Raw genomic sequence first — 8748 nt, 5'->3', positions numbered from 1 at the left:
ACTTAATCTCAACCCTGCGGCGCCCCCGGCCGGGCGCGCCCCGCTGGAGCACGGCTCAGTCGTTGTCAAAACGACAATGCCCGGGACAAGCCCGGGCATGACGTGGAGAGGTTTGTCGTCCCCTTGAGGGAGCGTGCGCGTCGCGCGCGAAGCTCAGAAAATCTTCGCGGCGTTCTGCAGGGTGATCCACACGCCCCAGGCGAGCGGGATGCCGACGAAGGCCCAGAAGGCGATGGCGCGGGCGTCGAAGCCCCCTTTGCCGATGCCGTAGGAGCCGCCGCCGGCACTGGCGGCTGCCGCGCCCTTGGCCTGCAATGCTGCGACTTCCTCCGGCTTCATGAACCATTTGTCGGCGAGCGGCTTCACCAGCGCGTTGCAGATCAGGCCGACCACCAGCATGCCGGCCAGGATGTACATGGTGAAGTCATAGACCCGCGCCTGCGGCACGCCGGCGGCGATCTGCGCCTCGCGGATGTAGTTCACCACCACCGGGCCGATGATGCCGGCGGTCGCCCAGGCGGTCAGCAGCCGGCCGTGGATGGCGCCGACGAACTGCGTGCCGAAGATGTCGGCGAGATAGGCCGGCACCGTGGCGAAGCCGCCGCCATACATCGACAGGATGATGCCGAAGGCGAGAACGAACATCACCTTGCTGCCCATCGCCGCCAGCGTCGGCGCCAGCGCATAAAGCACGATGCCGAGGATGAAGAACACGTAGTAGGTGTTCTTGCGGCCGATCTTGTCCGACAGCGACGCCCAGAAGAACCGGCCGGCGATGTTGAACAGCGACAACAGGCCCGCGAAGCCGGCCGCGATGCCGGCGATCAGCGTCTTCTGCTCGGCCGAGAGTTGGCCGAAGCTGAGCTCCGGCAGACCGATCAGCTTGCCGCCGAAGATTTCCTGCAGCATCGGCGACGCCATGCCGATGACGCCGATGCCGGCCGAGACGTTGAGGCACAGCACCGCCCAGATCAGCCAGAACTGCTTGGTCTTGTGCGCGTCGTTGAGATGCACGTGGTGCGCGGTGATCATGGTGTTGGCCTGCGCCGGCGGCGTCCAGCCGTCGGGCCGCCAGTTGGGCGGGGTGATGCGATAGGCGAAGGCGCCGATCGTCATGAACACGAAGTAGATCAGCCCCATCACCAGGAAGGTCTGCCAGACGCCGACGTCGGTCGGCGTCTTGAAATAGTTCATCAGCATGTTGGCGAGCGGGGCGCCGATCATCGCGCCGCCGCCGAAGCCCATGATGGCCATGCCGGTCGCCATGCCGCGGCGATCCGGGAACCACTTCACCAGCGTCGACACGGGTGAGATGTAGCCGAGCCCCAGCCCAATGCCGCCGATCACGCCGGAGCCCAGCCACAGTAGCCAGAGTTGGTGCGTGTAGATGCCGATGGCGCCGAGCACCAGGCCGCCCGACCAGCACACGGCCGAGACGAAGCCGGCCTTGCGCGGTCCCACGCGCTCGAGCCAGCCGCCCCAGATCGCCGCCGAGGCGCCGAGCAGCACGAAGAATAGCGTGTACATCCAGCCCATCGAGGCGACGCGCCAGTCGCAGGTGGTGGTGAACAGCTCCTGGATGATCGTCATGTCGCCGCAGACTTTCGGCGCCGACAGGCCAACGGCGCGCGACAGCGGCAGCCAGAACACGCTGAAGCCGTAGGCCATGCCGATACACAGATGAATGCAGAGCGCGGCCGGCGGCACCAGCCAGCGATTGAAGCCGGCGGTCGCAATGATGCGTTCGCGATCGAGTAAGCCCGGGCGTACGCCGGACAGGCGTCCGGTCCCTTCCAAGGTTGCCATGTTGTTTCCTTCCCCTTTGAGCGCCCGTTTTCGGGCTGCAAATATTCCGGCCTTGTTACTTGGCCGGCCTCAGCGCCTCCACCGCAGCCCGCACGTCGGGCTCCAGACCTTCTCCGCCGGCGTCGAGATGCGCGATGATCGCGCTGCGCATCCGCGGCTCCCAGAATTTCTTGAGATGTTCGGCGATGCCGGGCACGGCCTTGTCGGCGCCCTGGCTGCGAAAGAATGTGCCGATCTGATTGGCCATGTAGACCAGCCGGTCAGGCGACATCGGCGGCTCCCTTGGTGTGGGTGTCGATCCGGTGCGGATGCGTGAAGATCTCGAAACCGTCGGAGCGCGCGATCGCCGCCAGCGTGATGCCGGCGGCCTCGGCCATCTTCACCGCGAGCGCGGTCGGCGCCGACACCGCGACCAGCACGGTCGCGCCGATCGCCGCGGTCTTCTGCACCATCTCGACCGAGACGCGGCTGGTCAGCAGCACCATGCCCGCCCTCGCGTCGACGCCCTGCCGCGCAATCGCGCCGGCGAGCTTGTCGAGCGCATTGTGGCGGCCGACGTCTTCGCGCAGCGCCACGACGCCTTGCGTGGGTGTGTAATAAGCGGCGGCGTGCACCGCGCGGGTTGCGACGTTCAGCGTCTGCAGCGGCGGCATCGCCTCGATTGCGGCGATGATCTGCTGCGGCGAGAACGTCCGGCCTTCGCCGACAAGCGCGACCGGGCGCACCGCCTCGGCGATCGAATCGACGCCGCACAGGCCGCATCCGGTCGGCCCGGCGATGTGGCGGCGGCGCTGCTGCAGCCTGTCGGCGACGTCGCCGCCCAGCCACATCCGCAGTTCGGTGCCGTCGTCGTGCGGCACGATCTCCAGCGATTCGATCTGCGCTCGCGACTCGACGACGCCTTCCGAGAGGCTGAAGCCGATCGCGAAGTCTTCGAGATCGGCCGGCGTCGCCATCATCACGGCTTGTGTCGAGCCATTGTAGCTGATCGCGACTGGCGTCTCCTCGGGGATGGCGCGCGCGCCGTCCTGCATCCGGCCTTTGCGCCAGACCTTGGTGGCGGCGGTGTGGACCGTCGGCTTCATCATTACTCCGCGGCTTCGGCGGGCGTCGCGATCCGGCGGGCGGCGGTCGCCTGTTCTTCATAGGCGCGCTGCCACTCCGACGGGCCATTGGACGGCGCGACCTGCACGGCCGTCACCTTGTATTCCGGGCAGTTGGTGGCCCAGTCGGAATATTCGGTGGTGACGACGTTGGCCTGCGTGTCCGGATGATGGAACGTGGTGTAGACCACGCCCGGCGCGACCCGGTCGGTGATCAGCGCCCGCAGCGTGGTTTCGCCGGCGCGGCTGGCGAGCCGGACCCAATCGCCGTCGCGCACGCCGCGCTGTTCGGCGTCGTGCGGATGGATCTCGAGGCGGTCTTCCTCGTGCCACACTGAGTTCGCGGTGCGTCTTGTCTGCGCGCCGACATTGTACTGCGACAGGATGCGGCCGGTGGTGAGCAGCAGCGGGAAGCGCGGGCCGGTGCGCTCGTCGGTCGCGACATATTCGGTGATGACGAACTTGCCCTTGCCGCGGACGAAGTGATCGATGTGCATCACCGGCGTGCCTTCCGGCGCGCGCTCGTTGCACGGCCACTGGATCGAGCCGAGCTCTTCGAGGCGATCGTAGGAGACGCCCGCGAAGGTCGGGGTCAGCGTGGCGATCTCGTCCATGATCTGCGACGGATGCGTGTAGTTCATTTTGTAGCCGACCGCTTCGGCCAGCTTCAGCGTGACTTCCCAGTCCTCCAGGCCGTTCTTCGGCGACATCACTTTGCGGACGCGCTGGATGCGGCGTTCGGCATTGGTGAAGGTGCCGTTCTTCTCCAGGAAGGTCGAGCCCGGCAGGAAGATATGGGCGTAGTTGGCGGTCTCGTTGAGGAACAGGTCGTGGACGATGACGCATTCCATCGCGGCCAGGCCGGCGGCGACGTGCTTGGTGTTGGGGTCGGACTGCAGGATGTCCTCGCCCTGCACATACAGCGCCTTGAACGAACCGTCGACCGCGGCGTCGAGCATGTTGGGAATGCGCAGGCCCGGCTCGTTGTCGAGCTTGACGTTCCACAGCGCCTCGAAGCTCTCGCGCACCGCGTCGGTCGAGATGTGCCGATAGCCCGGCAGCTCGTGCGGGAACGAGCCCATGTCGCAGGCGCCCTGCACGTTGTTCTGGCCGCGCAGCGGATTCACGCCGACGCCTTCGCGGCCGAGGTTGCCGGTGACCATCGCGAGGTTGGCGATCGCCATCACGGTGGTCGACCCCTGGCTGTGCTCGGTGACGCCGAGGCCGTAATAGATCGCGCCGTTGCCCCCGGTGGCGTACAGCCGCGCCGCTTCGCGCAAGCTTTGCGGATCGACGCCGGTGAAGGCCTGCGTGGCTTCCGGGCTGTTGCGCTCGTCCGAGACGAACGCCGCCCAATGCTCGTATTCGCTCCAGTCGCAGCGCTCGCGCACAAAGGCTTCGTTGGCGAGGCCTTCGGTGACGATGACGTGGGCCAGCGCGGTGAGCACCGCAACGTTGGTGCCGGGCTTCAGCGGCAGATGCTGTGCCGCCTCGATATGCGCCGAGCGCACCAGATCGGTGCGGCGCGGATCGACCACGATCAGCTTGGCGCCGGCGCGCAGGCGCTTCTTCAGCCGCGAGGCGAACACCGGATGGCCATCGGTCGGGTTGGCGCCGATGATCATCACCACGTCGGTGTGCTCGACCGAGTCGAAATCCTGCGTGCCGGCCGAGGTGCCGAACGCGGTCGACAGACCGTAGCCGGTCGGCGAGTGGCAGACGCGGGCGCAGGTGTCGACATTGTTGTTGCCGAAGCCGGCGCGGATCAGCTTCTGCACCAGGAAGGTTTCTTCATTGGTGCAGCGCGACGAGGTGATGCCGCCGATCGAGTCGCGGCCGTATTTGGCCTGGATGCGCTTCAGCTCGGAGGCCGCGTAGGCGAAGGCTTCGTCCCAGCTCACTTCGCGCCACGGCTCACTGATACTGGAGCGGATCATCGGGTTGAGGATGCGCTCCTTGTGGTTGGCGTAGCCCCAGGCGAAGCGGCCCTTGACGCAGGAATGGCCGCGATTGGCTTTGCCGTCCTTGTCCGGCACCATGCGCACCAGCTCTTCGCCGCGCATTTCGGCCTTGAAGGTGCAGCCGACGCCGCAATAAGCGCAGGTGGTCACCACCGAGCGTTCCGGCGTGCCGATCTCGATCACCGTTTTCTCGTTCAGCGTCGCGGTCGGGCAGGCCTGTACGCAGGCGCCGCAGGACACGCATTCCGAGCCGAGGAAGCTTTCCTGCATGCCAGGGGAGACGACGGAGTCGAAGCCGCGACCCGCGATCGTCAGCGCGAAGGTGCCTTGCACTTCCTCACAGGCGCGGACGCAGCGCGAGCAGACGATGCATTTCGACGCGTCGTAGGTGAAATACGGGTTGGACTCATCAAGGCCGGGGTTCGGATGCTTTTCGCCGGAGTAACCGTAGCGCACGTCGCGCAGGCCGACGGCGCCGGCCATGTCCTGCAGCTCGCAATCGCCGTTGGCCGAGCAGGTCAGGCAGTCGAGCGGGTGATCGGAGATGTACAGCTCCATCACCCCCTTGCGGATCTGCTTTAGCCGCTCGGTCTGGGTGTGGACGACGAGGCCGTCGGCGACCGGCGTGGTACACGACGCCGGCGTGCCGGAGCGGCCATCGATCTCGATCAGGCACAGCCGGCACGAGCCAAATGCGTCGACCATGTCGGTGGCGCAGAGCTTGGGGATCGCTGTGCCGATCTCCATCGCGGCGCGCATGATCGAAGTGCCCTCGGGCACGCTGACGCTGCGGCCGTCGATCGTCAGCGTCACCATTTTCTCGGAGGGCGAGCGCGGCGTGCCGAAATCGATTTCGTGAACCAGAGCCATATCGTCGTCCTTTATTCCGCGGCCTGCAGGCGGCGCGGCGCGAGGCCGAAATCTTCGGGGAAGTGCGTCAGCGCGGAGAGCACCGGATAAGGCGTCAGTCCGCCGAGCGCGCACAGCGAGCCGAACTTCATGGTGTTGCAGAGGTCTTCGAGCACGGCGATGTTGGCGTCCGGCTTGTCGCCGGCGATGATCTTGTCGACGGTTTCGGCGCCGCGCGTCGAGCCGATCCGGCACGGCGTGCACTTGCCGCAGGATTCATGCGCGCAGAACTCCATCGCGAACCGCGCCTGCTTGGCCATGTCGACCGTGTCGTCGAACACCACGACGCCGCCATGCCCGACCATGCCGCTGCGCGCCGCGAAAGCCTCGTAGTCGAATGGCGTGTCGAACAATGCGCGCGGGAAGTAAGCGCCGAGCGGGCCGCCGACCTGCACGGCGCGCACCGGCCGTCCGCTCAGCGTGCCGCCGCCGATCTCATCGACTAACTCGCCGAGCGTGATGCCGAACGCGACTTCGAACAGCCCGCCGTGCTTGATATTTCCGGCTAGCTGAATCGGCTTGGTGCCGCGTGACTTGCCCATGCCGCAATCCGCATAGGCCTGCGCGCCGCCGTCGAGAATATACGGCACAGCCGAGAACGTCAGCACGTTGTTGATCACGGTCGGACGGCCGAACAAGCCATGATGCGCCGGCAGCGGCGGCTTGGCCCGCACCGTGCCGCGCTTGCCCTCGAGGCTCTCCAGCATCGAGGTTTCTTCGCCGCAGATGTAAGCGCCGGCGCCGACCCGCACTTCGATGTCGAACGCATCGGTCGAGTGGCAGATGTTGTCGCCGAGGAAGCCGGTCCGCCGCGCGCTGGCGATCGCGGCGTTCATGGTCTCGATGGCGTGCGGGTATTCGGATCGGATGTAGATGTAACCCTTCGTGGCCCCGACTGCGATACCGGCAATGGTCATGCCCTCGATGATCATGAAGGGATCGCCCTCCATCAGCATCCGGTCGGCGAAGGTACCACTGTCTCCTTCGTCGGCGTTGCAGCAGATATATTTCTGGCCGCGGCCGGACTGGGCGACGGTACGCCATTTGATGCCGGTCGGAAATCCGGCGCCGCCGCGGCCGCGCAGCCCCGACTTTGCCACATCATCGATGATGGCATCGGAACTCATTTTCAGCGCGCGTTCGAGCCCGCGATAACCGCCATGGGCGCGGTAATCGTCGATCGAGCGCGGGTCGATAATTCCGCAGCGCGCGAAGGTCAGCCTGGTCTGCCGCTTCAACCACGGGATCTCTTCAGTCAGCCCCTGCTTCAGCGGATGCGGAACATCGTTGATGATCGCATCGAGAATGCTGGGCACATCCTCTGCAGTCACCGGCCCGAAAGCTACGCGCCCGGCCGGCGTTTCGACTTCCAGCATCGGCTCCAGCCAATACAAGCCACGCGAGCCGGGCCGCACCAGATCGAGGCCCAGCTCGCGCTCATGCGCGATGCGGCTGATTTCGGCAGCGACGTCATCGGCGCCAACCGCCAAAGCCCCGGAATCCCGCGGGATAAAGACACGGAGCGTCATCGCTGCGCCTCCGCCATCAACCGATCCAGCCGCTTGGTATCAAGCCGGCCGACCACGCGGTCGTTCAACATCGCGGCTGGTGCGGTGGCGCACAGCCCGAGGCAGTACACCGGCTCCAGTGTCACCGAGCCGTCCGCGCAGGTGTGGCCGAACGCGACGCCGAGCCGCGTTTCCGCATGCACCGCCAGCGCATCGCCACCCGCCGCCTGGCAAGCCTCGGCCCGGCACAGCTTCAGCACATGGCGGCCCGGCTGCTCGCGGCGAAAGTCGGGATAGAAGGTGACGACGCCATGCACCTCGGCGCGCGATAAATTCAGCGCCTGCGCCACCATCGGCACGGCCGCCTCCGGCACATAGCCGAACGCCTCCTGCAAAGCATGCAGGATGACCAGTGTCGGCCCTTCCTTGTGCGTCAACCCGGCGATGATCTCAGCGGCGCGGGTCGGGTCCCATGGTTCGTTATGCATCGGCGCTCTTTTCGGCGTTGGTTCGCGACCGATGAAAATTGGAATCGTTCAAGGAATCAATAAAGCTGTCGCATGCTGCGATAAGGAAACGGTATCGAGGGAGGGCCTGGGCGCGCTCAGGCCTCGGTTTCAAGCGAGGGCGCGACCTCGCGGGCGACCTGCATCAGCGCGGCGACCAGCGGCGTATAGGGCTCGCGCGGCGGCACCACGAGGCCGATGCTGTAGGACACCACCGGATCCACGATCGGAATGGTGCGGACGCCGTCGCCAAGCCCCAGCGTTTCGGCGAGTTTGGCAGGCATCACGCTGGCCCAGCGCCCGGTTTTGACGTGGGTGTAAAGCACGATGATCGAATTCGACGTCAAGGTCGGATGCGCGATGGTGCCGGCGGCGCGCAGCGCGCGGTCGATGATGCGGCGGTTCTGCATGTTCGGCGTCAGCAGGCAGAGCGGAACCTGGCCGACGTCCTGCCAAGTCACCTGATCACGATCTCCGAACAGGCCGTCCGGCGAGGTGATCAGCCGATAGCTCTCCTGATAAAGCGGCACGCTGCGGACTTTGCCGAGCGGTTCGTTCTCGATGTAGGTCAGCCCGGCGTCGGCCTCGAGGTTTTCGAGCAGCCCCAGCACTTCGGACGATGTGCAGGACAGGATGCTGAAGCGGACATTGGGATGCCGCGCGCGGAACGGCGTGGTGAGCTGCGCCACCATGCCCAGCACGGTCGGGATCGCGGCGATCCGCAGCTCGCCGGACAGTTCGCCCTTCATGGCGCCAATGTCCTGGCGCATCGCCCGCGTGTCGCCGACAATGCGGCGGGCCCATTCCAGGGTGCGTTCTCCCTCGGCGGTGAAACCGAGGAAGCGCGAGCCGCGCTGCACCAGCATCACGCCCAAGATTTCTTCGAGCTGCTTGATGCCGGTCGACATCGTCGGCTGAGTCACGCCGCAGGCCTCGGCGGCTCGGCCGAAATGCC

Annotated in this window: 7 protein-coding genes; all 7 read right to left on the bottom strand. The window is 66.3% G+C overall.

What is annotated here, in order from left to right:
* Nucleotides 1-153 precede the first annotated feature (153 nt).
* Complete coding sequence (locus ACOJTD_RS10260; RefSeq protein WP_420132816.1) at nt 154-1806, bottom strand: OFA family MFS transporter; 1653 nt, start codon at nt 1804-1806, stop codon at nt 154-156.
* Nucleotides 1807-1861: 55 nt separating this feature from the next.
* Nucleotides 1862-2077, bottom strand: a complete 216-nt coding sequence (locus tag ACOJTD_RS10255) for a formate dehydrogenase subunit delta (RefSeq protein ID WP_420132815.1) — start codon at nt 2075-2077, stop codon at nt 1862-1864.
* On the bottom strand, nt 2067-2894 hold the full coding sequence (gene fdhD, locus ACOJTD_RS10250; RefSeq protein ID WP_420132814.1) for a formate dehydrogenase accessory sulfurtransferase FdhD: 828 nt from the start codon (nt 2892-2894) through the stop codon (nt 2067-2069). The genes ACOJTD_RS10255 and fdhD overlap by 11 nt, the downstream gene beginning before the upstream one ends.
* The gene (gene fdhF, locus ACOJTD_RS10245) at nt 2894-5740 is read right to left on the bottom strand and encodes a formate dehydrogenase subunit alpha (protein WP_420132813.1); all 2847 of its coding nucleotides are present in this window, start codon (nt 5738-5740) and stop codon (nt 2894-2896) included. Before fdhF ends, fdhD begins: the two co-directional genes overlap by 1 nt.
* Before the next feature lie 11 nt (nt 5741-5751).
* Nucleotides 5752-7308 carry a formate dehydrogenase beta subunit gene (locus ACOJTD_RS10240; RefSeq protein ID WP_420132812.1) on the bottom strand — a complete coding sequence of 519 codons (1557 nt, stop codon included), beginning with the start codon at nt 7306-7308 and terminating at the stop codon, nt 5752-5754.
* Nucleotides 7305-7775: a formate dehydrogenase subunit gamma gene (locus tag ACOJTD_RS10235; protein WP_420132811.1), complete on the bottom strand. Its 471-nt coding sequence runs from the start codon at nt 7773-7775 to the stop codon at nt 7305-7307. Before ACOJTD_RS10235 ends, ACOJTD_RS10240 begins: the two co-directional genes overlap by 4 nt.
* 116 nt (nt 7776-7891) lie before the next feature.
* Nucleotides 7892-8748, bottom strand: an 857-nt coding sequence (locus tag ACOJTD_RS10230; protein ID WP_420132810.1) for a LysR family transcriptional regulator, incomplete at its 5' end; no start/stop codon positions are given.

Source organism: Rhodopseudomonas sp., from assembly GCF_048594845.1.
Taxonomy (GTDB): Bacteria; Pseudomonadota; Alphaproteobacteria; order Rhizobiales; family Xanthobacteraceae; genus Rhodopseudomonas.
This window is presented reverse-complemented; position numbering and strand designations above follow the sequence as displayed.